Origin of the sequence: Phyllobacterium myrsinacearum, assembly GCF_014138285.1 — a bacterium.
Taxonomy (GTDB): Bacteria; Pseudomonadota; Alphaproteobacteria; order Rhizobiales; family Rhizobiaceae; genus Phyllobacterium; species Phyllobacterium myrsinacearum_A.
The window spans coordinates 263,668-289,457 of sequence record NZ_JACGXN010000005.1 but is presented as its reverse complement, the minus strand read 5'-3'; the positions used below and the strand labels follow the sequence as shown (position 1 = coordinate 289,457).

The 25,790-nt window shown below is 59.6% G+C and carries 25 protein-coding genes; 12 read left to right on the top strand and 13 right to left on the bottom strand.

Annotated elements, in window-relative coordinates; all coding sequences use genetic code 11:
* The 4 genes from FHW16_RS17500 to FHW16_RS17485 are packed head-to-tail and all read left to right on the top strand — an operon-like array spanning position 1 to position 3,002.
* Positions 1–906, top strand: a complete 906-nt coding sequence (locus FHW16_RS17500) for an ABC transporter permease (protein ID WP_182550512.1) — start codon at positions 1–3, stop codon at positions 904–906.
* On the top strand, positions 903–1,739 hold the full coding sequence (locus FHW16_RS17495; protein WP_182550511.1) for an ABC transporter ATP-binding protein: 837 nt from the start codon (positions 903–905) through the stop codon (positions 1,737–1,739). Before FHW16_RS17500 ends, FHW16_RS17495 begins: the two co-directional genes overlap by 4 nt.
* Positions 1,736–2,476, top strand: coding sequence for an ABC transporter ATP-binding protein (locus FHW16_RS17490; RefSeq protein WP_182550510.1), 741 nt, complete (start codon positions 1,736–1,738; stop codon positions 2,474–2,476). The genes FHW16_RS17495 and FHW16_RS17490 overlap by 4 nt, the downstream gene beginning before the upstream one ends.
* Before the next feature lie 25 nt (positions 2,477–2,501).
* Complete coding sequence (locus FHW16_RS17485; RefSeq protein WP_182550509.1) at positions 2,502–3,002, top strand: GAF domain-containing protein; 501 nt, start codon at positions 2,502–2,504, stop codon at positions 3,000–3,002.
* A gap of 29 nt (positions 3,003–3,031) precedes the next feature.
* On the opposite strand, the gene FHW16_RS17480 is transcribed toward FHW16_RS17485, so the two are convergent.
* Genes FHW16_RS17480 through FHW16_RS17450 form a run of 7 tightly spaced genes read right to left on the bottom strand, consistent with a single transcriptional unit; the run spans position 3,032 to position 10,633 of the window.
* Entirely contained in the window at positions 3,032–3,430 is a 399-nt protein-coding gene (locus FHW16_RS17480; RefSeq protein WP_182550508.1) for a RidA family protein, read from the bottom strand.
* A 48-nt stretch (positions 3,431–3,478) separates the two neighbouring features.
* Positions 3,479–5,104, bottom strand: a complete 1,626-nt coding sequence (locus FHW16_RS17475) for an AMP-binding protein (RefSeq protein ID WP_182550507.1) — start codon at positions 5,102–5,104, stop codon at positions 3,479–3,481.
* A gap of 5 nt (positions 5,105–5,109) precedes the next feature.
* Positions 5,110–6,264, bottom strand: a complete 1,155-nt coding sequence (locus tag FHW16_RS17470; protein ID WP_182550506.1) for an acyl-CoA dehydrogenase family protein — start codon at positions 6,262–6,264, stop codon at positions 5,110–5,112.
* A gap of 1 nt (position 6,265) precedes the next feature.
* Positions 6,266–7,078 carry an enoyl-CoA hydratase family protein gene (locus tag FHW16_RS17465; protein ID WP_182550505.1) on the bottom strand — a complete coding sequence of 271 codons (813 nt, stop codon included), beginning with the start codon at positions 7,076–7,078 and terminating at the stop codon, positions 6,266–6,268.
* The gene (locus FHW16_RS17460) at positions 7,071–7,574 is read right to left on the bottom strand and encodes a MarR family winged helix-turn-helix transcriptional regulator (protein WP_182550504.1); all 504 of its coding nucleotides are present in this window, start codon (positions 7,572–7,574) and stop codon (positions 7,071–7,073) included. Before FHW16_RS17460 ends, FHW16_RS17465 begins: the two co-directional genes overlap by 8 nt.
* Positions 7,571–8,335 carry an SDR family NAD(P)-dependent oxidoreductase gene (locus FHW16_RS17455; RefSeq protein ID WP_182550503.1) on the bottom strand — a complete coding sequence of 255 codons (765 nt, stop codon included), beginning with the start codon at positions 8,333–8,335 and terminating at the stop codon, positions 7,571–7,573. The genes FHW16_RS17460 and FHW16_RS17455 overlap by 4 nt, the downstream gene beginning before the upstream one ends.
* Positions 8,336–10,633: a bifunctional salicylyl-CoA 5-hydroxylase/oxidoreductase gene (locus FHW16_RS17450; RefSeq protein WP_182550502.1), complete on the bottom strand. Its 2,298-nt coding sequence runs from the start codon at positions 10,631–10,633 to the stop codon at positions 8,336–8,338.
* A 137-nt stretch (positions 10,634–10,770) separates the two neighbouring features.
* Here FHW16_RS17450 and FHW16_RS17445 point away from each other — a divergent pair, with 137 nt between their 5' ends.
* From FHW16_RS17445 to FHW16_RS17415, 7 genes are all read left to right on the top strand, one after another.
* A complete protein-coding gene (locus FHW16_RS17445; RefSeq protein WP_182550501.1) occupies positions 10,771–11,535 on the top strand; it encodes an enoyl-CoA hydratase-related protein in 765 nt (254 codons plus the stop codon).
* 1 nt (position 11,536) lies between these two features.
* A complete protein-coding gene (locus FHW16_RS17440; protein ID WP_182550500.1) occupies positions 11,537–12,955 on the top strand; it encodes a 3-hydroxyacyl-CoA dehydrogenase NAD-binding domain-containing protein in 1,419 nt (472 codons plus the stop codon).
* Positions 12,956–13,026: 71 nt separating this feature from the next.
* The gene (locus FHW16_RS17435) at positions 13,027–14,163 is read left to right on the top strand and encodes an ABC transporter substrate-binding protein (RefSeq protein WP_182550499.1); all 1,137 of its coding nucleotides are present in this window, start codon (positions 13,027–13,029) and stop codon (positions 14,161–14,163) included.
* A gap of 76 nt (positions 14,164–14,239) precedes the next feature.
* A complete protein-coding gene (locus FHW16_RS17430; RefSeq protein ID WP_182550498.1) occupies positions 14,240–15,160 on the top strand; it encodes a branched-chain amino acid ABC transporter permease in 921 nt (306 codons plus the stop codon).
* 8 nt (positions 15,161–15,168) lie between these two features.
* Positions 15,169–16,152, top strand: a complete 984-nt coding sequence (locus FHW16_RS17425) for a branched-chain amino acid ABC transporter permease (protein WP_182550497.1) — start codon at positions 15,169–15,171, stop codon at positions 16,150–16,152.
* Positions 16,145–16,894: an ABC transporter ATP-binding protein gene (locus FHW16_RS17420; RefSeq protein WP_182550496.1), complete on the top strand. Its 750-nt coding sequence runs from the start codon at positions 16,145–16,147 to the stop codon at positions 16,892–16,894. The genes FHW16_RS17425 and FHW16_RS17420 overlap by 8 nt, the downstream gene beginning before the upstream one ends.
* Complete coding sequence (locus tag FHW16_RS17415; RefSeq protein ID WP_182550562.1) at positions 16,891–17,577, top strand: ABC transporter ATP-binding protein; 687 nt, start codon at positions 16,891–16,893, stop codon at positions 17,575–17,577. The genes FHW16_RS17420 and FHW16_RS17415 overlap by 4 nt, the downstream gene beginning before the upstream one ends.
* Positions 17,578–17,613: 36 nt before the next feature.
* Here FHW16_RS17415 and FHW16_RS17410 read toward each other — a convergent pair whose 3' ends face one another.
* Positions 17,614–19,899 carry a heavy metal translocating P-type ATPase gene (locus FHW16_RS17410; protein ID WP_182550495.1) on the bottom strand — a complete coding sequence of 762 codons (2,286 nt, stop codon included), beginning with the start codon at positions 19,897–19,899 and terminating at the stop codon, positions 17,614–17,616.
* Positions 19,900–19,969: 70 nt separating this feature from the next.
* Here FHW16_RS17410 and FHW16_RS17405 point away from each other — a divergent pair, with 70 nt between their 5' ends.
* Positions 19,970–20,392, top strand: coding sequence for a MerR family transcriptional regulator (locus FHW16_RS17405; protein ID WP_182550560.1), 423 nt, complete (start codon positions 19,970–19,972; stop codon positions 20,390–20,392).
* A gap of 42 nt (positions 20,393–20,434) precedes the next feature.
* Here FHW16_RS17405 and FHW16_RS17400 read toward each other — a convergent pair whose 3' ends face one another.
* From FHW16_RS17400 to mgtA, 5 genes are all read right to left on the bottom strand, one after another.
* Positions 20,435–21,151 carry a L,D-transpeptidase gene (locus tag FHW16_RS17400; protein ID WP_182550494.1) on the bottom strand — a complete coding sequence of 239 codons (717 nt, stop codon included), beginning with the start codon at positions 21,149–21,151 and terminating at the stop codon, positions 20,435–20,437.
* Positions 21,152–21,341: 190 nt separating this feature from the next.
* Positions 21,342–22,061 (bottom strand): MgtC/SapB family protein, encoded by a 720-nt coding sequence (locus FHW16_RS17395; RefSeq protein WP_182550493.1) that lies wholly within the window; start codon positions 22,059–22,061, stop codon positions 21,342–21,344.
* Positions 22,062–22,125: 64 nt separating this feature from the next.
* Positions 22,126–22,605 carry a DUF2493 domain-containing protein gene (locus FHW16_RS17390; protein ID WP_182550492.1) on the bottom strand — a complete coding sequence of 160 codons (480 nt, stop codon included), beginning with the start codon at positions 22,603–22,605 and terminating at the stop codon, positions 22,126–22,128.
* 43 nt (positions 22,606–22,648) lie between these two features.
* Positions 22,649–22,951: a hypothetical protein gene (locus FHW16_RS17385; protein WP_182550491.1), complete on the bottom strand. Its 303-nt coding sequence runs from the start codon at positions 22,949–22,951 to the stop codon at positions 22,649–22,651.
* A gap of 72 nt (positions 22,952–23,023) precedes the next feature.
* The gene (gene mgtA, locus FHW16_RS17380) at positions 23,024–25,738 is read right to left on the bottom strand and encodes a magnesium-translocating P-type ATPase (protein ID WP_182550490.1); all 2,715 of its coding nucleotides are present in this window, start codon (positions 25,736–25,738) and stop codon (positions 23,024–23,026) included.
* Between the last annotated feature and the right edge of the window lie 52 nt (positions 25,739–25,790).

Below are 25,790 nucleotides of genomic sequence, written 5' to 3'. Positions count from 1 at the left end.
ATGGCAAACGTCCACAGCTGGCTGATTGATGACAGCCCTGCCTCGCGCCTGCAGGCCCGGCTCGGTCGCCTCTACCGGATATGCGGCGCCCTTTCGCGCAATCCTCTGGCTGCCATCGGCGCGATCATCATTATGGTGCTGATCCTGACGGCAATCTTCGCACCCCTGATCGCAACCCATGATCCACTGAAGCAGGATCTGGCGCAGCGCCTTTTGCCGCCCGGCGGTATCAACTGGATGGGCACCGACGAACTGGGCCGGGATATCTGGTCCCGCGTTGTCTACGGCGCACGCATCACCCTTGTCATCGTCGTGCTGGTCGCGGTTCTGGCAGCACCGGCCGGACTGATCATCGGTGCCATATCAGGCTATTTCGGCGGATGGATTGACCGTATTCTCATGGGCGTCACCGATATTTTTCTTTCGATGCCAAAACTCATTCTGGCACTGGCGCTCGTCGCTGCTCTTGGACCCGGCATCGAGAATGCCATCATTGCCATCGCCATCACCTCATGGCCCGGCTACGCCCGCATCGCCCGCGCGGAAACGCTCACCTTCAAGAACGCTGAATTCATTTCCGCCATCCGCCTGCAGGGCGCATCATCCCTGCGGGTCATTCTCGGCCATGTCCTGCCACTGTGCACCTCATCGATGATCGTGCGTGTGACGCTCGATATGGCCGGCATCATCCTGACGGCTGCGGGTCTCGGCTTCATTGGCCTTGGGGCGCAACCTCCCCTTCCCGAATGGGGCGCGATGATCGCGCGTGGCCGCTCGTTCATTCTCGACCAGTGGTGGGTTGCCACCATGCCGGGCTTTGCCATCATCATTGTCAGTCTCGGCTTCTGCTTTCTCGGAGACGGCCTGCGCGATGTCCTTGATCCCAAGAGTGGAGAACAGCGTTGAATACGCCCCTGCTCGAGATCGAAAACCTGCGTGTCTCCTTCCCCACGCACAAGGGCGCTATCGACGTGGTGCGAGGTGTCTCCTTCACGCTTGGCCGCGAACGGCTCGGCATTGTCGGCGAAAGCGGCTCGGGCAAATCGATGACCGGGCGTGCAATCCTCAAACTCATCCGCGCACCGGGAACGATCCGTGCGGACACGTTCCGTTTCGACGGGATCGATCTGCTCAGCCAGTCGGAAAGGGCAATGCGCAATATTCGCGGCGCCCGCATCTCCATGGTGATGCAGGACCCCAAATTCTCGCTCAACCCCGTCATGACCGTGGGCGAGCAGATTGCCGAAGCACTGCAAACCCACCAGCGCCTGCCGCGCCGGGAAACCCGTCAGCGTGTGCTTGCAATGCTGGATGCTGTGCGCATTGATGATCCCGAACGCGTCGCCAGCCTCTACCCGCACGAAATTTCCGGCGGCATGGGACAGCGGGTGATGATCGCCATGATGCTTATCCCCGAGCCCGATCTTCTGATCGCCGACGAGCCAACCTCGGCCCTCGACGTTTCGGTGCAGGCACAGGTTCTGGATATCATCGACGAGCAGGTCAAACGCAAAGGCATGGGCCTGATCTTCATCAGCCACGACCTCAACCTCGTGTCGAGTTATTGTGACCGTATTCTGGTGATGAACACCGGCAAGATCGTCGAGGAATGCAAGGCGGGCGAATTGCGCAACGCCGTGCATCCTTATACGCGCGGGCTGATTGCCGCCATTCCTCGGCTTGATGAAACGCGTGATGAACTGCCCGTTCTCGACCGCAGCGCATGGGTGGCACAATGATCGCGCTTTCCCTCACGGATCTCGATATTTCCTATGGCGAGACGCAGATCACCCACGGCATCAGCCTCGACATCGCGGAGGGTGAAAGCTTTGCGCTGGTCGGCGAAAGCGGTTCCGGCAAGTCAACGGTCCTGAAGGCGATTGCCGGGCTTGCTCCGCAATGGACCGGCTCAATGACCGCTTTCGGCCAACCACGCAGCCACGGCATCGACCAGCATTTCGCCCGGCATTGCCAGATGGTGTTTCAGGACCCCTACGGCTCGCTGCATCCGCGCAAGACCGTCGATGCCATCCTGAGCGAACCACTGGCCATCCATGGTATCGGCAATCAGAACGGCAGGGTCGAAGACATTCTTATGGCGGTAGGGCTCGATCGCAAATTCCGCTTCCGCTATCCGCACCAACTATCCGGCGGTCAGCGCCAGCGCGTGGCCATCGCCCGCGCACTGATGCTTGAACCCAAGCTTCTGCTGCTGGACGAGCCGACCTCGGCGCTTGATGTCTCTGTTCAGGCTGAGATTCTCAACCTGCTGAAGCGTCTGCGCCGCGAACAGAACCTCACCTTCCTCATGGTGACCCATAACCTGCCCGTCGTATCGTTTCTCTGCGACCGCCTGGCGGTGATGCGCCATGGACGGATCGTTGAAATAGCCGATGTGACCGAACTCAAGCGCGGTGCGCTCAAGCAAACCTATTCGCGGGAACTGATGGATATCAGCGTCGCGCATGCCGGTTGAAATTGACATTCCCAAGGAAATGAAAATGACACATGATGAAATAGCAACTGCATTGGCCGAGTTTGATGCACGCATTGCCAATGATACGCAGGCTGATGGACCCTGGCAGGCGCTGCAAGTGCTCTCACAAAAGCTGATCGGCGCGAAATTGTTCACCATCATGACCGTCGACATGAAGAACGAGCTGGCCCGCCGCGAATACACCTCCGATGCCGAGAGCTATCCGGTGTCCGGCACCAAGCCGATCCACTACGACCGCTGGTTCGACACGGTGCACAAGGACAGGCAGTCATTCGTTGCCAATACGATTGCCGACATTGCCACCGTGTTTTCCGATCATGAAACGATCTGGGCGCTCGGTTGCGGCTCGGTCATCAACATTCCCGTGGTGATTGCAGGCGAGCTGCTCGGCACCGTCAATTGCCTTGATGTCGAACACCACTACACGCCGGAACGGGTCGAGCGCTCCAAGCTGCTGGCCATTCCGGCCAAGTTGGCATTTCTTGCAGCCAGCAAGGCAGCATAGGAACCATCCAGTCATTCCTGCCCGAGTAATCAGCGGGCAGGAATGACGGCCGTTGCCTCGATCTCAATCAGGGCGCGGTCTTCCAGCAGGGCAACAACCTGTACCAGGGTCATGGCCGGATAGTGCCGGCCGAAGACACGGCGGTAAGCTTCGCCCAACCGCTTCTGTTCCGCCACGTAGGTCTTCTTGTCGGTGATGAACCACGTCAGCCGTACGAGATCGGTCGTCTCAGCACCCGCACTTGCCAGCACATCGGCAATGTTGCGCATGGCCTGCTCGGCCTGCTCAACGAAATCATCGGTCTCGAACATCTGGTCCTTGGTCCAGCCGATCTGTCCGCCGACAAAGATGACCTTCCCCTCGGCTGCCATACCGTTCGAATATCCCTTTGCCGCTGGCCAGCCCTGCGGATGTATGATCTCTGCCATTCCGGTTTCCTACCTGATTTCTCTTTGAGCCGCGTCCTGTGCCTGACGCTATTGCTGATATGCCTTGCGCAATTGAAAACGCTGTATTTTCCCCGTAGCCGTCTTCGGCAGCGCATCGAGGAATTTGATGGAGCGTGGATATTTGTACGGCGCTATGACCTGTTTGACGTGGTCCTGCAAGCGCTTGACCGTTTCGTCACCGGCCGCAACATCGGCCCGCAGCACGACATGGGCCTGGACGATCTGGCCGCGCTCCTCGTCGGGAGCGCCAATGACAGCACATTCGCTGACATCGGGATGAGCGAGCAATGCCGCCTCCACTTCCGGACCGGCAATGTTGTAACCGGCAGAGATAATCATGTCGTCGGATCGGGCGGCAAAATGGAAATAGCCATCCTCGTCCTCAAAGAAGGAGTCGCCGGTCAGGTTCCAGCCGTCGCGCACATAATTCGTCTGGCGTTTGTCCGCCAGATAGCGGCAGCCAATGGGCCCGCGTACAGCAAGCCTGCCAATCTCGCCGCGCGGCATTTCCTGCATCGCCTCATCGACGATAACGGCCTGATAACCGCTGACCGGCTTGCCCGTCTTGCCCGGCCCCGAATCCTCCAGCCGATTGCTGATGAAGATGTGCAGCATTTCCGTTGCACCGATGCCGTCCAGCAGCGGCTTTCCCGTCTTCTGCATCCATGCTTCGTAGATAGGCGCCGGCAGTGTCTCGCCCGCCGACACTGCAATCCGCAGCGAGGAAAGGTCGGCGCCCTCGTTCATCGCCTGCAGCATGACCCGATAGGCGGTCGGCGCCGTGAAGCTGATCGTTGCCTTGTAAGTCTCGATGATGTCGATCATCTTGGGCGGGGTTGCCTGTTCCAGCAGGGTCGCCGCTGCGCCGAACCGCAGGGGAAAGATAGCCAGTCCACCAAGACCGAAGGTGAAGGCGAGTGGCGGCGATCCCACGAATATATCATCGGGGCGAACACCCAGCACTTCCTTCGCATAGCCATCGGCGATGATCAGAAGATCGCGGTGAAAATGCATCGTCGCCTTTGGCTCGCCCGTGGTGCCCGATGTGAAGCCAAGCAGCGCAACATCGTCACGGCCGGTCCTCACCGCCTCGAAACGCACGGATTTGTCGAGCGCGATCCGGTCCAGTTCCGCCTCGTGATTGGCCGTGCCGTCAAAGCCGACAACGCGTTTGAGGAATTGGCTTGTTTTCGCGCAGGTTTCCATGTCTTCCAGCAGACGCGTGTCGCACAAAGCAAGGGATATCTGCGCCTTGTCGACAATCTGGGTGAGTTCGCCGACCCGCAGCATCGGCATGGTATTGACGACGACGGCACCGACCTTCGTCGCCGCCAGCCAGCAGGCAACCATGGCCGGATTGTTGGCGGAGCGGATGAGAATACGGTTACCCGACTCAACGCCGTAATTTTCCACCAGCGCATGGGCGATGCGGTTGGTCCAGTCTGTCAGTTCCTTGTAGGTCCGGCGGCGGCCATTGCCGATCAGCGCCGTATTGTCACCGAAACCCTTGGCCACCATCGCGTCGGTCAGTTCCACGGCAGCGTTCAGCCATTCCGGGTACTGGAAATTATCCATCAGCAGTTCCGGCCATTCCTCGAACGGAGGAAGATTATCCCGCGTAAAGTGATCCGTATGCGCCGATGGTCCCAACATTCGCTTTATCCCCTTGCAAGTTCATGCCTTGCGATGATTATTTTTTGTACGTCCGACGCACCTTCATAGATGCGCAATGCCCTGATTTCCCGGTAGAGGCGCTCGACGACACTGCCTTTGCGCACGCCATCGCCGCCATGAATCTGAACCGCCTTGTCGATCACGCTCTGCGCGCGGTCCGTGGCATAGAGCTTGGCCATAGCGGCTTCCCGGCTGACCCGTTCAGCGCCGCTGTCCTTCAGCCACGCCGCCCGGTAGACCAGCAGCGCGGCCGCATCGATATCCAGCGCCATATCGGCAATATGCCCCTGCACCATCTGCAACTCGGACATCGGCGCACCAAAGAGGTGGCGGCCATTGGCCCGCTTGACCGCTTCCTCGAGCGCCCGGCGGGCAAAACCCAGAGCGGCCGCAGCCACAGTCGAGCGGAAAACATCAAGCACCGACATGGCAATGCGGAAGCCCTGCCCCGGCGAACCGATCAGCGCGGATGCCGGTATCCGGCAATTGTCGAAGACCAGCCGCGCCAGCGGATGCGGCGCGATAACTTCAAGACGTTCGGCAATGATCAGGCCCGGCGTATCCGCAGGGACGACGAAAGCAGAAATGCCCTTGGCACCCTCCCCCTCGCCGGTGCGGGCAAACACCGTATAGACGTCGGCAATGCCTCCATTGGAAATCCAGGTCTTTTCGCCGTTGAGGACAAAACTGTCCCCATCACGCACGGCCGACAATTCAAGATTGGCGACGTCGGATCCAGACTGCGGCTCACTGAGTGCGAAGGCTGAAAGCGCCTTGCCTGCCCGCGTTTTCGCGAGCCACTCCTGCTTCTGCATATCGCCTCCAAACAGGGAGAGCGCGCCGGTGCCGAGCCCCTGCATGGCAAAGGCAAAATCCGCCAGACCGTCATGCCGCGCCAGCGTTTCACGAATGATGCAAAGGCTGCGCACGTCGAGCTTGCCACCGGCAACAGGATCAACTGCAGTGTGTTTGAGAAGACCGGCCTCTCCAAGCTTGGCAACCAGCCCTCGGCAGGCATCATCGACATTCTCGTGATCAATGTGACCTGTATTGTCGGTGGCCCATTGCTCCACCTCATCGGCAAGCTGGCGATGGATATCATCGAAGAAAGGCCATGAAAGGAAGCTGCGATCAATCATCTCAATCGCCCTTGAACACAGGGATCTGATGCGCAACGAAGGCATCATAGGCCCGCTGGAAATCCTGGGTCTGCATGCACAGGGCCTGCGCCTGGGCTTCCGCCTCGATGGCCTGATCGATCGACATGGACCATTCCTGGTTCAGCATCGTCTTGGTCATCATATGGCCGAATGTCGGCCCGTCGGCGAGCCGCCTCGCCAGTTTCAGCGCCTCGTCGTCCAGCGCTTCCGCATCGACAATGCGGTTGTAAAAGCCCCAACGCTCGCCCTCTTCGGCGGACATGCTGCGCCCGGTGTAAAGCAGCTCAGCTGCCCGACCCTGACCGATGATCCGTGGCAGGATGGCACAAGCACCCATATCGCAGCCGGCAAGTCCGACGCGCGTGAAAAGAAATGCGGTTTTGGCTGCGGGCGTTGCAAGACGCAAGTCAGACGCCATGGCGATGATGGCTCCGGCCCCCACGCACACACCGTCTACGGCAGCGATAACAGGCTTGCCGCAATGCACGATGGCCTTGACCAGATCCCCCGTCATGCGGGTGAATTCGAGCAGGCTCTTCATGTCCATCTTCAGGAGCGGTCCGATAATGTCATGCACATCGCCGCCCGAGCAGAAATTGCCACCATTGGAGCCGAAAACCACAGCCTTGATGTCATCCGCATAGACGAGCGCGCGAAAACAGTCGCGCAGCTCGGCATAGCTGTCGAACGTCAGCGGGTTCTTGCGCTCCGGCCGGTCGAGCGAGACCACAGCAATGCCGTCTGTGACACGCCATTTGAAATGGGTCGCCTTGTAGTTTGCCATCTCACGCATCGTGTTCCCCCTCGCTGTACAGTCCTTGCGCATGCTCGATTGTATCCAGCGTGGCGAGAAGCCCGGCCGAAATATCCGTCGGCAGACTGCCGAAAATCTCGTTGATCCAGAGCTCATGGGCGGCCGCCATCCGGGCGAACTCATCCCGGCCCCGCTGCGTCAGCCGGACCAGCATGGCGCGTTTGTCGCCCGCAACAGGCACCCGCAGCACCGCGCCATCTGACACAAGCCGCTCGATAATGCCGGTGACATTGCCGTTGGAAACCCTGAGCGCCGAGGAGAGCTCGCTCATTTTCAGCCCTTCCTCGAAGCGGTAGAGCGCCGCCATGACATCGAAACGCGGCAGGGTCGTATCGAACTCGACCCGCAGGTTTTCGCGCACGACCGCCTCGACGTGTTTGGTGGCCTTGAGCATTTTCAGCCAGACGCGCAGGCTCTGTTTCACGCGCTCGGGCTCCGGTTTGCGGGAGGCGGATGGACTGGTCTTGCTGCTCATATTTCGCCTCCTGAAACGGATATTGCCTGCCCTGTGACCGAGCCGGAATGCGGCCCGCACAGCCAGAGCACCGTCTGCGCAATCTCCTGCGGCTGGATCAGCCGTTTCTGCGGATTGGATGCAACAAGCGCGGCAACGGCGTCCGCATGGCTCTTGCCGGTTTTCTGCATGATGGTTTCAATCGAACGCTCGAGCATGGGCGTCTCGGTGAAGCCGGGACAGACAGCATTGACTGTCACCCCGGATTTCGCCAGTTCCAGTGCCAGCGACTGCACCAGCCCGATCACGCCGTGCTTGGCTGCGGCATAGGCCGCCACATAGGGATACCCCTTCAGGCCCGCCGTTGAAGCGATGGCAATCAGCCGCCCGCCATTCTTCGCCAGCATGTCCGGCAATCCATGCTGGAAGGTCAGGAACACGCCGGTGAGGTTGAGGTCGATCTGGCTTTTCCATGTTGCAAGGTCAAGCTTCTGGAATGGCGTGCTGATGGCCGACCCGGCATTGGCTATGGCGATATCAAGTGGACCAACATTGCTGCGGATACGATCAAATAGCTGGCGGGACGAGCCTTCATCAGTGACATCGACGACGATCGGAATAATGCGTTCTGATTGTGCCGCTATCTCATTCAAGGCATCCATCCGGCGCCCCGCGATCACCACCCGGGCTCCCTCATCAGCCAAGGCAAGCGCGATTGCAGCGCCAACCCCGGAACCGCCGCCGGTGACCAATGCGACTTTGCCTTGGAGTGACCGTGTCATCTACGCGCCCTCGATGGGAGCGATGACTTCGGCTCGCTCAGCCAGCCGGTACATCTGGTCGCGTCCGGGATAATAGGGTTTTGGCCAGGCCACGCCCTTGTCACCCAGCGCCACGGCCGCATGCAGGGTCCAGTACGGATCGGCCAGATGCGGGCGGGCAAGGCAGACAAGATCGGCACGGCCCGCCAGCAGGATGGAATTGGCATGATCCGGCTCATAGATATTGCCGACGGCCATGGTTGCCATACCCGTCTCGTTGCGGATGCGGTCCGAGAAAGGCGTCTGGAACATGCGGCCATACACCGGCTTGGCGTCTATCGAGGTCTGTCCGGCCGACACATCGCAGATATCGACACCCGCCTCCTGCAATAACCGCGCGATATCAACGGCATCCTGCGGAGTAATGCCTTTCTCGCCTACCCAGTCATTGGCGGAAATGCGCATGGATATCGGTTTTCCCGACGGCCAGACGAGACGTACCGCCCGGAATATCTCCAGGGGATAGCGCATGCGGTTTTCCAGAGACCCGCCATAGGCGTCCGTGCGGTTGTTCATGACGGGTGTTATGAACGACGACAGCAGATAGCCGTGCGCCGCATGGATTTCCAGCATGTCGAAACCGGCCCGGTCAGCCATTTCGGCCGATGCCACGAACTGGTCCCGCACACGATCCATGTCCGCGCGGCTCATCGCGGTGGGGATCTGGTTGTCCGCTGACCATGGCAGATCGGACGCTGAAAGAACCGGCCAGTTGCCGTCAGGCAGAGGCACGTCCGTTCCCTCCCATCCAAGGCGTGTCGATCCCTTCGCCCCGGAATGGCCAAGCTGGCAGCTGATCTTCGCTTCGGTTTCCGCATGGATGAAATCGACAATCCGCTTCCATGCCGCTTCGTGCTCCGGCGTATACATGCCGGTGCAGCCGGGCGTGATCCGCCCTTCCGGACTGACGCAGGTCATCTCGATGGTGACCAGACCCGCACCGCCCTTGGCGCGCTCGCCATAATGCACGAGATGCCAATCACCTGGTGTTCCGTCAACGGCCTTGTACTGCGCCATGGGCGAGACCACGATGCGGTTCTTCAATGCCATGTCGCGCAGCTTGAAGGGTGCAAACATCGGTGCGCGCTGCGTTCCCCTCTTCGCCCCGGACTTTTCCTGAAACCACGCTTCGGCGCTTCCCAGCCACGTCCTGTCGCGCAGCCGCAGGTTCTCATGGCTGATGCGCTGGGAACGCGTCAAAAGCGAATAGTTGAACTGAACAGGGTCAAGATCGAAATAGCGCTCGACCTCCTCGAACCATTCGAGCGAATTGCGCGCTGCCGACTGCAGGCGCAGTACCTGAAGCCGCCGTTCGTCCTCGTACTTGGCAAATGCGTCCTGAACGGACTTTTCCGTGTGGAGATAATTGGCAAGGGCAATCGCGCTTTCCAGCGCCAGCTTCGTGCCGGAACCAATGGAGAAGTGTGCGGTGGCTGCCGCATCGCCAAGCAGGACCACGTTGTCATGGGACCATTTTTCGCACAGCACGCGCGGGAAACTGATCCAGGCGGAACCTCTGATATGGTTGGCATTGGTCATCAGCGCGTGACCGTCAAGGTATTTGGCGAAAATCCGCTCGCAGACTGCGATCGACTCCTGCTGGCTCATGGCGCCAAAGCCGAATTTATCCCAGGTTTCCTGACTGCATTCGACGATGAAGGTCGCCGTATCAGCATCGAACTGGTAGGCATGCGCCCAGAGCCAGCCGTGTTCGGTTTCCTCGAAGATGAACGTGAAGGCGTTGTCGAATTTCTGGCGTGTGCCAAGCCAGACGAACTTGCATTTGCGTGTATCGACCTCTGGCTTGAAGTGCGTCGCAAATGTTGAGCGGGCACGCGAATTCAACCCGTCAGCGGCAACAACCAGATCGTAATCCTGCGCAAGCGCGGCGATGTCTTCAACAGATGTTTCAAACTGCAGCGTTACGCCAAGTTCCCGTGCTCGGTTCTGCAGCAGCATCAGCAGCGTCTTGCGCCCGATGCCGCAAAAGCCGTGGCCGGTCGACACCGTTTCGGTCTGCTTGAAGTGAACGGCAATATCGTCCCAATAGGCGAAATGTTCGCGGATCGCATCGGCGCTCACGGGATCGTTGGCAGCAAGGTTGGATAGCGTTTCACTTGAGAGAACCACACCCCAGCCGAATGTGTCGTCGGCCTTGTTGCGCTCGATAACCGTGATGTCGTGGCCGGGATCGCGCAGCTTCATGCTGATCGCGAAATAGAGACCGGCGGGTCCTCCTCCAAGACAAGCGATCTTCATCAGGCACACTCCCGTTTGACCTTGCTCATGGTGTCACCGCATCAAAATAATTTCAAGCATGAAATTTCAAGCTTGAATAATTTCCAATTTATGGGGATAGTCAATTCAAGCGGAACAAACTGCAGGGGGGATGCGATATGGAAAACTATATCCAAACCGATGTGAAGGATGGTTACGCCATCCTGACATTGACACGCCCCGACGCACGTAATGCACTGAACACCAGCATGCTCAAACAGCTGGCAGACAGCCTTTCACGCTTTGACCGCGACCCCGAAATCCGCACCATCATCCTGACAGGCGCCGACGGCAATTTCGCGTCAGGCGCTGACATCGGCGAGATCGCCGACAAGACCGCCGTCGATGGCGTGCATGATCTGCGCCTCCATGCGTGGGACGCCATCGCCAAAGTTCGCAAGCCGCTGATTGCAGCTGTCGAGGGCTATTGCCTCGGCGGCGGATTTGAACTGGCACAGCGCTGCGACCTGATCATTGCTGCCAACAATGCCACATTCGGGCAGCCGGAAATCCGGCTCGGCCTCATTCCCGGTGCTGGCGGTGTCCAGCGATTGACATCGCTTCTCGGAAAATCCCGAGCCATGCGGCTGCTTCTGACAGGTGAAACACTCACCGGTGCCGCTGCGTTCGACTGGGGGATAGCATCGCACAGCACGCCTGCCGGAGAGAGCCTTGCGATGGCGAAGGATATCGCCGCCAAACTTGCCAAAGGCGCACCGCTTGCCCAGCAGTTCATCAAACAGGCGGTGCTGACGGCTCTGGAAGATCAGAATGCCCTGGCGCTGGAACGCCGGTCGTTCGAGCTGCTTTTGTCGACCGAAGACAAGGCCGAGGGCATTGCGGCCTTCCGCACCAAACGCCAACCCGAGTTCAGGGGGCGCTAGCGTGGACAACCCGGTCAACATCGCAGGCGTTGCCGGTGCAGGCACAATGGGCCGGGGGATCGCGCATCTGCTCGCGCGATCCGGCATAAAAACCATACTCTATGATACGCAGGAAGGTGTGGCGGCCAAGGCAAAAGCTCTCATTCTTGCCGATATCGACCAGCGTATCGCCCGCGGCAAATCCACGGAAGGTGAGCGCGACGCATGCGCCCGAAATATCAGGATTGCCGGGACCTTGCAGGATATGGCGCCTGCACATCTCGTTATCGAAGCCATCGTCGAGACGCTGGACGCCAAGGCGACGTTGTTTCAGGCACTGGAGTTGATCTGCCCAGAAAATTGTCTGCTGGCCACCAACACCTCTTCCCTTTCCGTTGAAGCCATTGCACGCACGATCCAGCATCCGCAGCGCTTTGCCGGACTGCATTTCTTCAACCCCGCACCCCTGATGAAGCTGGTGGAGGTCGTCGCGGGTCCGCAGACGGAAGCGAGCGTGACGGAGCGACTGTCCGTCCTCGTGAAAACCTTGGGAAAGCAGGCCATCGAGGTGCGTGACAGTCCCGGCTTCCTCGTCAATCGTTGCGCCCGGCCCTTTTATGGCGAAGCACTCCAGATGCTCGAAGACAGCGTTACCGACGCCGCAACCATCGACATGTGCCTCAAATCGTCAGGCGGTTTTCCGCTCGGACCATTCGAGCTGATCGATCTCGTCGGTGTGGATATCAACCTCGCCGCGACAACGTCCGTATGGGAAGGTTTTGACAAGTTGCCGCGTTTCAAACCGTCGCCTCTTCTCGAAACCATGAAGACTGAAGGCAGGCTCGGACGGAAAACCGGAAGCGGCTTTTTCACTTATCCGCGTCAGGACAATGAGCTGGCTGGCGACAGTCCCATATCCACTGTTAAGGCGCTGAAGCGGCAACTGGAAACGCGGACAGGCGTGGCGGTGCATCTCAGTGATGGGCGCACGGCCCGCGAACTGTCCATGGACAGCCGACAGCCGGTCATTGTGCTGGACCGGCAGACCGGCAATTGGCGCGGTCCCGTTTCACTTGCCTTTGCACAGCATGATCTGCGCAACGCCGACATTCAGTCCATCGCGCTTCAGGCCAAGTCATTGGGTGTTGAACTGCACGAGGTGACGGATACGCCGGGTCTCGTATTTTTGCGCGTGGCGGCCATGCTGATCAATGAAGCAGCATTCGCCTTCGGGCAGGGACTGGCCACGGCGGATGGCATCGATACGGCGTTGAAACTCGGCCTGAATTTCCGCCACGGTCCGCACGAGATGCTGCAGGCGCTGGGGATAGCAGCAATCACGAGCACGCTGGAGCGCTGCAGCACAATCCATCCTTCCGGGCGATATGATCCATGCCCGGCTTTGACCAGCTTTGCGGAGGAGCAAACAGAGCGAAGTTAGTTGGAACGGACACTTGCATCGCGGATCAATTTGGAATTGAGATGAACCATAAAAATAAGGGGAACGACGCAATGAAAAGAATAGCAGCAGCGGCATTGATGGTTGGCTTGACCTTTGCCGGTCAGGCCATGGCAGAACCCGTCAAGATCGGCATGATCACGACATTGTCCGGCGGTGGTGCAGGTCTTGGCATCGATATACGCGATGGCTTCCTTCTCGCCATCAAGGAGTCCGGCAACAAGGATATCAAGGTCATCGTCGAGGACGATGCGCAGAAGCCGGAACTCGCCGTGCAGATCGCCGACAAGATGGTCCAGAGCGAGAAAGTCGACATTCTGACGGGCATTGTCTGGTCGAACCTTGCCATGGCCGTCGTGCCTGGAGTTGTCGGCCAGGGCACGTTCTACCTGTCGACCAATGCCGGCCCGTCAGCGCTTGCCGGTGCCAACTGCAATCCCAACTATTTCAATGTGGCCTACCAGAACGACAACCTGCATGAAGCCATGGGCAACTATGCCAATACGGCAAACTACAAGAAGACCTTCATTCTTGCGCCGAACTATCCAGCGGGTACGGATGCACTGACCGGTTTCAAACGCTTCTACAAGGGCGCGCTGGCAGGCGAGCTGTACACCAAGGTCGGCCAGACCGATTATGCCACCGAGATCGCGCAGATCCGCGCATCGGGTGCCGACTCCGTCTACTTCTTCCTGCCCGGCGGCATGGGCATCGCCTTCATGAAGCAGTACTCGCAGTCCGGTATTTCCACGCCTGTCATGGGCCCCGGCTTCTCCTTCGATCAGGACGTGCTCGGTGCCATCGGCGACGCGGCCATCGGCGTGAAGAACTCGTCGCATTGGTCAAAGGATCTCGACAATGCGGCCAACAAGAAATACGTGGCCGCTTTCAAGGCCGAGTACAAACGTCTGCCCTCGCTTTATGCGACACAGGGTTATGACACGGCCAACCTGATCCTCTCGGCAGTCGCCAAGGCCAGCGTCAAGGACAAGGATGCGTTCCGCGCCGCGCTCAAGGAAGCCAAGTTCGATTCCGTCCGCGGCAAGTTCAAGTTCGGCAACAACAACCATCCGATCCAGGACATCTATGTGCGTGAAGTGATCAAGGAAGACGGCGTTCTCACCAACAAGATCGTCGCCACCAGCTTCACCGATCATCAGGATGCCTATGCGGCCAGCTGCAAGATGTGAACGACAGACGGGCGCGCGGGCGGAAAATCCGCGTGCCCCTTACACCTGTGATCGTCTCATCGGATTGGATTGAACCTTGTCGTCGGCCCTCCTCATCGAACAAGCCCTGAACGGCCTGCAGTTCGGCGTCATGCTGTTTCTGATGGCTGCCGGATTGACGCTGATCTTCGGCGTCATGGGCGTAATCAACCTTGCCCATGGCTCGCTCTATATGGTCGGAGCCTTCGCCTGTGCGGCGGTCGCGGCCTATACCGGTTCGTTCTGGCTCGGTCTGGTGGCAAGCCTCATTGCGGCAGCCGCCGCCGGAGCCATTGTCGAAGTCACCGTGATCCGGCGTCTCTACAACCGGGATCATCTGGATCAGGTTCTCGCAACCTTCGCGCTCATCCTGATCTTTTCCGAGGGCACGCGCTGGGTTTTCGGCTCCTTCCCGCTTTATCTCGATATTCCGAAAGTATTGCAGGGAGCCATAAGTCTGCCGGGCGGCGCGCAATACCAGCTCTACCGGCTTGCCATCATCGGCGCCGGTCTCGTGGTCGCCATCGGACTCTATCTCCTGATCGCAAAGACACGGCTCGGCATGCGCATCCGCGCCGGTGAATCCGATCGCGAAATGATCAGCGCGCTCGGCGTCGATATCGCTTCGCTCAACACCATTGTCTTTGCCCTTGGCGCAGCACTCGCCGGTCTGGCAGGGGCGCTTGTCGGTGCACTGCAATCGGTGCAGGTCGGCATGGGTGAACCGGTTCTCATCCTTGCCTTCGTCGTCATTGTCATCGGCGGCATCGGTTCCATCAAGGGTGCGCTGGCCGGAGCCATTCTCGTTGGCGTGGTCGACACGATGGGACGTTTTCTGCTGCCGCAGCTTTTCACCCTGTTCATGCAGCCGTCACAGGCGGCAACAGCGGGTGCGGCCATCGCCTCGATGCTCATCTATATCGTCATGGCTTTCATTCTGGCAGTGAGGCCGAAGGGTCTCTTTGCGGTCAATGCGTGAGGGGCGAAATGGCTGATCGCGAACGCCTTGTAAATATCACCCTTGCCTTGATTGTGCCGGCCTGTGCCCTTGCCGCCTATGGCATGGGCGAGCCATTCTACGTGACACTTGCAACCCGCATTGCCATTCTCGCCCTTGCCGCGACGGGACTCAATCTCGCGCTTGGCCTCGGCGGTTTGGTCTCCTTCGGCCATGCGGCTTTTTTCGGCATTGGCGGCTATGTCGCCGGTATCTTTGCCACCCATGCCTTCAACCAGATACCTCTGCTCGTGTCACCCGTCACGCTGATGGCAACCAACCAGATGCCCGTGATCTGGCTTGTGAGCGCTGTCGTCGCTGGTCTGGTTGCCTGTCTGATCGGCCTGATCAGCCTGCGCACCTCAGGCGTCTATTTCATCATGATCACCCTCGCCTTCGCGCAGATGATCTACTACTTCGCCATTTCATGGCCAGCCTATGGCGGCGAGGACGGCCTGTCCATCACCGTGCGCAATGGCTTTCCCGGCCTGAACACGCTTGATCCCCTGAATTTCTTCCTCATCGCCTATGGTCTGCTCCTGCTCGCGCTGTCCGCCTTCTCGCAGCTCAGGGACTCGCGCTTCGGCGCAGCATTGCAGGCCACACGGCAAAACGAAGTGCGGGTGGCATCCATCGGCATCCGGCCGCTGCGCATCCGGCTTGTCGCCTTCATCATTTCGGGCATGATCACTGCCATTGCGGGCGCGCTGTTTGCTGACCTCAACCGCTTCGTCGGTCCGTCCATGCTGTCGTGGAGCATGTCGGGCGAACTCATCGTGCTGATCATACTGGGCGGCACCGGCCGCCTTTTCGGGCCTGTAGCCGGAGCCATTCTGTTTGTGCTGTTCGAATTTGCCCTCGGCGGGTTGACGGAGCATTGGCAGCTCTTCCTCGGCCTCATTCTCCTCGCCGTCGTCCTGTTCGGGCGCGGTGGTCTCGTTGGTCTCCTCGCCGGGAAAGTGCGTCATGGCTGAACCCATTCTCAGTATCCGGAACCTGTGCAAATCTTTCGGCGCCCTGAAGGCAACGGACGATGTCAGCCTTGATCTCCATCCGGGCGAAATCCATGCGCTGATCGGGCCGAACGGTGCGGGGAAATCAACACTGATCCACCAGATCGCCGGGACGCTGAAACACAATAGCGGCTCGATTCATTTCATGGGTCGTGACGTCTCGGCATTGGGCGTTTCGCACCGCGCGCAACTGGGGCTGGGACGCACCTTCCAGATCTCGTCGCTGACACCGGAATTTTCGGCGCTGCGCAATGTCATGCTGGCCGTGCAGGCCAATCAGGGTTCCAGTTTCCGTTTCTGGAAACCCGTGATGGCCGATGCGTCGCTCAAGGACACCGCGCGGGATGTGCTTGACCGGGTGGGATTGCTGGAGCGGGCCGACATACCCAGCGCCGAGCTTTCCCACGGCGAGCGGCGGCAGCTGGAAATCGCCATTGCGCTGGCACTCGGTCCCAAAGCCTTTCTGCTTGACGAGCCGATGGCAGGCATGGGGCCGGAAGGCTCGAAACGTCTGACCGCATTTCTCGACACGCTGCGGCACGAGGCACCGATCCTTCTGATCGAACACGATATGGATGCGGTCTTTGCCCTCGCCGACCGTATTTCGGTGCTGGTCTATGGCCGCGTCATCGCCACCGGCTCCGTCGACGACATCCGCCGCAATCCACTGGTGCGCGAAGCCTATCTCGGGGAGAGCGTCTGATGCTGCTGGAACTGGCCGGGGTCGAGACATTCTACGGTGCGTCACAGGCGCTTTTCGGCGTCGACCTTGCGATGCGGGAAGGCGAAGCCGTTGCGCTGATGGGCCGGAACGGCATGGGCAAGACGACCACCATCCGCTCGATCTTCGGGCTCTCGCCCCTGCGCCACGGCACGGTCCGTTTCGCCGGCCATGATATCTCGTCGGCAAAGCCCTATCGTATCGCCCGGCTTGGTCTGGGATTGGTGCCGGAAGGGCGGCGCTGCTTTCCCAACCTGACGGTCGCGGAAAATCTGCTGGCTTCCGCGCGAAAGGGATTCTGGACCATCAAAGAGGTCAACGCGCTCTTCCCGCGTCTGGCCGAACGGTCCGGGCAATATGCCAACTCGCTGTCGGGCGGCGAGCAGCAGATGCTCGCTGTCGGGCGCGCCCTGATGACCAATCCGAAGCTGATTGTTCTCGATGAAGCAACGGAAGGCCTTGCACCCGTTATCCGACAGGAAATCTGGAAGGCCATCGCTACATTGAAACAGCAGGGCCAGTCCATTCTCGTCGTCGACAAGACCCTCTCCGAACTTCTGCCGGTGGCCGACCGCTGCTTTGTGCTTGAGCGGGGCTGTACCGTCTGGAGCGGTGTACCGACTGAATTGACCGCTGCAATTCAGGATCGCTATCTTGGCGTCTGACGGCCTCCCCCGACGGGAGGCCGCACATATCATGTCTTACGCACGGCCCTTCCAGCCAAGCAACCGCATGGCATTGGCCGTGACCAGCACCGTCGCGCCCGTATCGGCGAGGATCGCCGGCCACAGACCGGTCAAGCCGATGATGGTCGTCACCAGAAAGACAGCTTTCAGTCCGAGCGCAACACCGATGTTCTGGCGGATATTGCTCATGACTGTTTTCGACAGGTCGATCATGTTGGCAACATCGATCACCCGGCCATGCAGGATTGCCGCGTCGGCGGTTTCAAGCGCCACATCCGTACCGCCGCCCATGGCAATACCGATGTCGGCAGCGGCAAGCGCCGGAGCATCATTGATACCATCGCCGACCTTGGCCACGGTCAGACCGGAGCGCTGCATCTCGCCGACGATCCGCTGCTTGTCCTGCGGCAGGAGTTCCGCCCTTGGCTCGATACCCAGCTTGGACGCGATGGCCTCCGCCGTACGACGATTGTCGCCCGTCAGCATCACAGCCTTGATGCCCTGCTCCTTGAGCACGGCAAGACCACGCTCCGCATCCGCCCGTGGCTCGTCGCGCATGGCGAGCAATCCCGCAAGCTTGCCCTCGACAAGCACGACGGAAACCGTCTTGCCCTGATCGTTGAGCGCTTCGATGGCCGCCGTCTGTTCCACGCTGAGCGGTGCTGTCTCGGCAACCGCCTGCGGGGAGCCGAGGAAGATCGCCTTACCGGCAACAGTGCCCTCGACGCCCTTGCCCGAAACGGCCTTTGCCGCGGTCGACGGAAGAACTGCAATGCCATCGGTCTTTGCCCTATCGAGAATGGCCGTGGCGAGCGGATGGCTGGAACCGGTTTCGAGTGCAGCAGCCAGCGACAGGATGTCCTTTTCCGGCATACCGAATGACACGATATCCGTGACCACAGGCTTGCCTTCGGTCAGGGTGCCGGTCTTGTCGAAGGCAACCGCCGTGATCTTCCGGAAGGTTTCAAGCACGGCGCCGCCCTTCATCAACAGCCCGCGCCGCGCACCGGCGGAGAGGCCGGCCGCAATGGCAGCAGGCGTCGAAATGACCAGCGCGCAAGGGCAACCAATCAGGAGAATAGCGAGACCCTTATAGACCCATTCGCTCCAGATACCGCTCATGAACAACGGGGGTACGACAGCGACAAGTGCCGCGACAACCATGATTGCAGGCGTATAGTAACGGGAGAAACCGTCGATGAACCGTTCAGTCGGCGCTTTACTTTCCTGTGCCTCTTCAACCAGACGGATCACGCGGGCAATGGTGTTGTCGCTCGACGTCGCGGTGACGGCGATCCGCAGGACGCCGTCGGTATTAATGGTTCCGGCGAAAACCGGATCACCTGTATTCTTGCGCTTGGGCGTGCTTTCGCCCGTGACCGGCGCTTCGTCGATCTCGCTTGTTCCCTCGGTGATGTCGCCATCAGCAGGAATACGATCGCCCGGCCGCACGAGAATGATATCGCCGACGGCCAGAGTATCGGCAGGAACTGAAATGGTGTTGCCGCCACGCTCCACCAATGCCGTTTTGGGAACGAGATCGGCGAGCCCCTGAATGCTGGCCCGAGCACGGCCCGCGGCAACACCTTCAAGCAGTTCACCGATCAGGAACAGGAAGACCACGGCCGCCGCCTCTTCACCCGCACCGATGAACACGGCGCCAATGGCAGCGATGGTCATCAGCATTTCGATGGAGAACGGAGTACCCGAACGCGCCGCCATCAGCGCCCGGCGGGCGATGGGAACAAGCCCGACAAACATCGCCACGACAAAAGCCCAGTTGGCGATATCAGGATAAAGCTTGCCGACACCATAGGCCACGATAAGGGCGACGCCACTGATGATGGTCAGAAAGCCCTTGCGGCTCTGCCACCAGCGGGCGGGCTTGGCACTTTGCACGGGAACAGCGGCTACAGCCGCGCTTGTGTCTGCATGTGTATGAGCATGTCCAGAGTGATCGTGCCCGCCATGGTCGTGATCGTCGTGATCATGGTCTGCATGGGCGTGACCGGCATGGTTATGATTGGCATGATCATGACCGCAGCATGACGGAGCCGCCGCAGGGGCAGCGCCTTTGGCGGCCAGCGGTGAAACCTTGTAGCCAAGGCCGTTCACCTTTTTCTGAAGGACACCGAGGTCCGCCGTTTCATCGTGTCTGACGGTCATCGTGCCCGCTGTCACCGAGACGGAAATGTCCGCCACACCCGGCAGGCGGCGCACGGCGGTATCGATCTTGGCTGCACAGCTTGCACAGTCCATGCCCTCGACCCGGAAGCGGGTCTGCGTTGGCGCTGCTGTCATGATTCAACCTCTCTTGACTCTGTTGACGGCAACGCTACATGCTCTAGTGACTAGAGGAGCAAGTGGAATGTTGAAAGAAATTTCAATTGGTGAAGCAGCCAGGCGCAGCGGTGTCAAAGTACCGACCATCCGCTACTACGAGCAGATCGGTTTGCTCGCAGCCCCTTCGCGGACGGACGGCAATCGCCGTCATTATGAAGAAACGCATATTCGCCGGTTGGCATTCATCCGCCATGCGCGGGAACTGGGTTTCGAAATCGACGCCATCCGCACCCTGCTGCATCTGCAGGATGATCCCAACCAGCCCTGCGAAACCGCTGATGGTATCGCCAATGCGCGGCTGGTCGAGATCGAGCAGCGCATCCGCAGTCTGAATGCGCTGAAGGCCGAGCTGGAACTGATGGTCGAGGGATGCAGGCATGGCCGCGTTGCCGAATGCCGCGTGATCGAGATCTTGGCCGACCACGGCAAATGTGCCCATGCCCATCATTGAGCTGCGGTCCGTGGACCGCAGCCATGTTCGCAAGTCCTGTTCCTAAAGGACCAGCAACGGCGTCTTGCTCGGAACGCGATCATACAGATCCATCACGTCCTGATTGAACATGCGCACACATCCCGAGGATGCTGACTTGCCGATGGAGTTCCAGTCCGGCGATCCGTGTATCCGGTACAGCGTATCGACACCGCCCTGGAATATGTAAAGCGCTCTGGATCCCAGCGGATTGCTGACCCCCGGCGGCATGCCCTGCCGCCATTTCTCCAGCTTCGGATCCCGCGCGATCATGGCTGACGGCGGCGTCCAGGTCGGCCACTTGCGTTTCCACTGGACGATGGCGCGACCCTTCCAGGAGTAGCCCTGACGGCCAAGCCCGACGCCATAGCGCATGGCCTTGCCGTTTTTCAGAACCAGATAGAGGAACTTGTCGACGGTATTGATGACGATTGTGCCGGGCTTTTCACCCGTCGGATCGTCGACGATCTGCCGCAGGAATTTCTCGTTGACCTTGGCAAAGGGTATCGCCGGCAGTTTGTAGCCGTCCTCTTCCACCGCCTGATACATGCTGACGTAATCGGGCTTTGCCGGAGCTGTTGCGGCAACCTCAACGGGCGCAGGTTTGTCTGCCGGCAAAGCGTCTGGCGAACCTGCAAGATCAAGCGACTGATTGGGCAATTGAGCGCAGGCTGCGACGGCGGAAACGCCAAGGAGCGACAGGCCGGTCAGGAAAGACCGGCGCGAAACAAGGGAGGACATTCTGTATGCTTTCAAACGATGGGATAGGCAGGGCGGACAGGCGGTCGTGGTTACCGCTTGCCCCTATTCTTTGAAAACCGATCACGGCAACCGTGTGTCAAAAACAAGGCATGACGTAATGTCTGTGGCGCTGTTGCATTATGATCACAGTATATATCAGGATGTAAACTACCGTGATTAACACGCCAGCCTAGTCTTTCGTGCTGCCCTCCCACGTCCCGTGCGAGATGCCGGGCTGTTTTTCCATATAGGCGATAACCGCATCGATCTCGGCCGGATCAATGGCCGTGCTCACCAGCGTGGCAACAATCTCCACGGTCTCGTCATCGCCCTGGTCAGTGATCTCGACATCGCTGACGGGATAGTCTGCATCCTCCAGCTGCTCGACCAGAAGATCGCGCATGGCGGGCATGGCCGCGCGAGTGGATATCAGTTTGACCTCGTAGGTCGCTTCCGCCGCCTGCTCGCTGATGGGAATGCGGTTGATGACATTGACCAGCGGGCGCAGCAGCGTGTTTCCGGCCAGAACGAATACTGTCAGCAATGCCGCTTCGGCAATCATGTCCGTTCCCGCGCAGGCTCCCACGGCCGCGGAACACCAGAGCGTTGCTGCGGTGTTGAGACCGCGCACATTCATGCCCTCTTTCATGATGACGCCCGCACCGAGAAAACCGATGCCGGAAACCACGTAGGAGATGACCCGCACCGCTTCCGTCGTCCCGGCAATCCGCTGTGCCAGATCAACGAACGCCGCTGCACCGATGGCGACAAGCACATTGGTGCGCAGCCCGGCGGTCCGCTGCCGGTACTGACGCTCGGCACCGATCAGCGTGCCGAAAATGAAGGCGGCGACAAAGCTGATGGTTGTATCGAGAAAGGGATAGAGATCGAATGTCTGTATGAATTTCATGGTATCACCGCAACTGGCCGGATGCGCCAGCCTAACACTTCCCCGGTTAACAATGATGACAGTCCTACCCCATCTGCCGCGCAAACGGGGTATTGGCTGTCATCACAAGACAGGCGGCTCGGCACAGCATGTCGCCCTCCGGGCTGTCTGCGCCATAATCCGCGAGGGAACTTGCCTCACCCCGCAACGATTGCTCCATGCTTCGGGCTATGATCACCGGTATGCCTTTCGCCCGGGCGTGCTGCACGAGTTCCTGCAGATGCCTTCCGCCGGGAAATGCAAGCAGCGCATCGGGGCGGCTGTCTTCCAGCATGAACCCGTTGCGCTTTGCATCGGCCTGCTTGCCCAGCAATGACCAATTGGCCGGATAACGAACGATGTGCACATCGTTCTGCCGGGCCCAATCTTCGGCGGCTGAGCCGATTGCCGGCAGGCCGCCATGGATGAGGACAGTGACCGGATATTCCGCATGGATCCGGTTGAGTTCGCTGAGGATGGAGGCCGCAGCATCGAAATGCCGGCCACCCGAAATTAAAAGGCGCATGATTGAGCTCCTTGCTATCTGTGGTTTGAGAAGATGCCGTGAACTACCAGCGCGCTCGGCGCAGGAGCCGGATGGCCGCGTGATTGCAGGAGGATGACCAGCGTATGAGGCGCCAGCTCTGCTGCCGGTTCAGCACGCCCCGGCGGTGAAGCCTCGCTGCAAGCGCGAACAGCCCATGTCCGGTTACCGCAAGAAACCAGCAGACCCACCGCAGGACCTGATCTTTCAGCCAGGAGCGGCGTGGCTCCGGACGTTTCGAAAGCGAGCGGCGTTTGGGCAGGCCACCCCATGAACCATGGGGTGTCTTCCCCGATTGAAATTGAAGAATGAAAAAATTCGTGACCATGGCAGATCTCCTCTGGCGGTCTTTCGGAACGGGAGGATAACGGGCGGCCGATGCCGCCCGTTGCTTGATGACTTAGAACCACTGGCCGAAGCGGCGGATGTAGACAGTCTTCATCGTCTGGGCGACGACGCAGTAGCTGAGCAATGTTGCCGCCAGCCATGGGAAGTAGCTCCAGGGCAAGGGCTGCAGTCCGACCAGCGTGCCGAGTGGCGAGAAGGGAACGTAAATTCCCAGCCCCATGACCAGCATCGACATCAGCAGAACCGGCAGAGCGGCCGTGCTCTGGATGAAGGGGATCTTCTGCGTGCGCAACATGTGCACGACCAGTGTCTGGGACAGAAGCCCCTCGATGAACCAGCCGGACTGGAACAGCGACTGATGCTCTGGCGCATTCGCCGCAAACACGTACCACATCAGGGCATAGGTCGTGATGTCGAAGATGGAGGAAGTCGGTCCGATCCAGAGCATGAAGCGACCGATGTTCCTGGCATCCCACTTGCGTGGCTTGCTCAGGAATTCCTTGTCCATCTTGTCCCACGGCAATGCCAGCTGCGAGATATCGTACATCAGGTTCTGGATCAGCAGGTGGATCGCCAGCATCGGCAGGAACGGGATGAAGGCACTGGCCACCAGCACGGAGAACACATTGCCGAAATTCGAGCTGGCGGTCATGTTCAGGTACTTCATGATGTTGCCGAACGTCTCGCGGCCCTTGACGACCCCTTCTTCGAGAACCATCAGGCTCTTTTCAAGCAGGATGATATCGGCCGACTCCTTGGCGATATCAGCACCGCTGTCGACGGAGATTCCCACATCCGCATCCCGCAATGCCGGAGCATCATTGATCCCGTCTCCGAGAAAGCCGACCGTATGGCCATTGGCCTGCAGGGCCTTGAGCACACGCGACTTCTGCAGCGGTGTCAGCTTGGCAAAGACAACACGCTCTTCCACCAGCAGGCGCAATGCACTGTCATCCAGTTTCTCGATATCGCGGCCGAGCAGCGGTATACCCGCATCAAGCCCGACCTCGCGGCAGATCTTGGCGCTGACAACCTCGTTGTCACCGGTCAGCAGTTTGACCGACACCCCGTGTTCCGCAAGCGCGGCAATTGCCGGCCCAGCGGTTTCCTTGGGCGGATCGAGGAAAGTCAGGAAGCCCTCGACAATCAGCTCGCTTTCGTCGGCGATGCCGTATTGCGCCTTGGTATCCCCCGAGGGGATTTCCCGCGTCGCGACCACCAGAACACGGAAGCCGTCCTCATTGTAGGAACGGGCGATGGCGACCAGTGCCTTGCGGCCTGCATCATCAAGGGCGCGGATATCCTTGCCGTCCCGCATGCGGGTAGCGATACCAAGCATTTCTTCCACGGCGCCCTTGCAGACCAGCAGGTGCTCACCCGCCACTCCCTCGACCACCACCGACAGCCGCCGGCGGATGAAATCGAACGGCAGCTCATCGACCTTGCGATAGAAGGCTGCCGATCGCATGGCGTCGGAAGTTGCATCGGTGAAGCGCAGCACGGCCTGATCCATCAGGTTCTTGACACCGCTCTGGTGATGGCTGTTGAGCCAGGCAAGACGCAGGACATTCTCGTCACGCTTGCCATGCACGTCGACGTGATGCTCCAGGATGATCTTGTCCTGGGTCAGCGTGCCCGTCTTGTCCGTGCACAGAATGTCCATTGCACCGAAGTTCTGGATGGCGTTCAGGCGCTTGACGACAACCTTGCGCCGGGCCATGGCAACGGCGCCCTTGGCAAGGTTGGACGAGACGATCATCGGCAGCATTTCCGGCGTCAGACCGACCGCCACGGCCAGAGCGAACAGCAGGGCTTCAATCCAGTCGCCCTTGGCAAATCCGTTGATGAGGAACACCACCGGAACCATCACCATCATGAAACGGATGAGAAGCCAGCTGACGCTGTTGATGCCCCGGTCAAACGCCGTCTGTGCCCGTGAACCGACAATCGACTTGGCAAGCGAACCGAAATAGGTGCGCGATCCCGTTGCCACGACCACAGCCGTTGCAGTGCCGCTGACCACGTTGGTGCCCATGAAGCAGATGTTGGGAACGTCAAGCATGTCGGTCTGGTCGGAGGCAACGCCCAGCGCCGACTTTTCGGCAATGGCTCCCAATGTGTCGTATTTCTCGACTGGAATGGCTTCGCCCGTCAGGACTGCCTGACTGACATAGAGATCGCGCGATTCGATGAGCCTGATATCAGCCGGGATCATGTCACCAGCCGATAGCCGGACAATATCGCCGGCAACCAGTTCGCGCATCGGGATTTCGAGCGTTTCCGCCGGCATCGTGGCACGGTTTCTGCGTAGTACCGTTGCCGTGGTCCGGACCATGGCTTTCAGCGATTCAGCAGCCTTGCCGGAACGATATTCCTGGACAAAACGCATGATACCGCTGGCCAGGATCATGATTGTCAGAATGATGACCTTGGTCGGATCGGGAGCATCGCCGCTCTGCATCGGAAGCCAGCAATCGGTGAAAACGCTGATAAGGCCGAGGATGATCAGCACCATGATGAAGGGGTTTCTGAAAGCCGTCATGAACTGGATCAGCGCATGCGGGCGTCGGTCATGTGCGACCTCGTTGGCACCGTCCTTGGTCAGACGTTCCATCGCATCGCGGCTTGTCAAACCGTCACGATGGCTTTTGACGTTGGCGAGGGTGATGTCGATATCGTTCTGTGCTTCCCGCACAGCCCGCATGGATAGCTTGCGGCTATCTTTCTTCTCCGCATTCAGCGCGGAATTCTTGAGAATGACGTTCATTTTCTGGTCTCCTGCCGCAACGAGCGACAGCGACACCAGCTCCGGATCACCT